The organism is Vibrio sp. D173a (genome assembly GCF_030248475.1).
In genome coordinates this window covers 1-842 of sequence record NZ_JAHGAH010000585.1, presented here as the reverse complement: position 1 = coordinate 842, position 842 = coordinate 1, and the positions used below count along the sequence as shown (strand labels likewise).

The following is an 842-nucleotide window of genomic DNA, read 5'->3' as shown; positions in this document are numbered from 1 at the left end:
GTGATTTGGCGCTTGGCCAATTGACGGGTTGCACAGACTCCACGGAAAACCGCTTCATCTAAGTCACAATTCCCATCTAAATAGTCCCACATCTGACGATAACCTACGCAACGAATCGATGGTAGATCAGGGTGAAGATCGTCTCGGGCGTACAACGCCTTCATTTCATCTTCAAAACCTGCCTCTATCATTTTCTCGTAACGCAGCTCGATACGACGATGCAGTTCAGCCCTTTCCTTGGGAGCTATAGCAAATTGCTTCACACGAAATGGCAGGCTATCGCCCTTCGTTTGAGTTAGCTCTGTTAATGTTTTACCCGAAATTCGAAAAACTTCCAATGCTCTTGACAGTCTTTGTGGATCATTTGGGTGAATTCTTTCCGCAGATACTGGATCAATCTCTCTTAATTGATCGTGCAGCACTTGCCATCCCTGCTCGTTTGCCTCTGCTTCGATTTGTTTGCGAATCTCTTGGTCTGCCGCCGGTAAAGGGGATAGACCTTCTAGCAATGCCTTGTAGTAAAGCATAGTACCGCCAACCAATAATGGTATTTTTCCAGCCGCAACAATGTCGTTCATCTCTTTAAGCGCGTCACGACGAAAATCTGCCGCAGAGTAAGATTCACTTGGATCCAAAATATCGATCAAGCGGTGAGGAGCAAGGGCTAACTCTTCTGCGTCTGGTTTCGCAGTACCAATATCCATATCTTTGTAAATCAGCGCCGAATCCACGCTGATGATTTCCACCGGGAATTTCTGACGTAAACGAATGGCTAGATCTGTTTTACCTGATGCGGTTGGGCCCATTAAAAACAGTGCTAAAGGTAATTTTTGAGTCATGAT

1 protein-coding gene is annotated in these 842 nt (G+C 45.7%); it reads right to left on the bottom strand.

Annotation, left to right across the window (positions count from 1 at the left end):
- A partial coding sequence (gene miaA / locus KIV40_RS27700) for a tRNA (adenosine(37)-N6)-dimethylallyltransferase MiaA (protein ID WP_285352407.1) occupies nt 1–839 on the bottom strand: 839 nt, incomplete at its 3' end.
- Between the last annotated feature and the right edge of the window lie 3 nt (nt 840–842).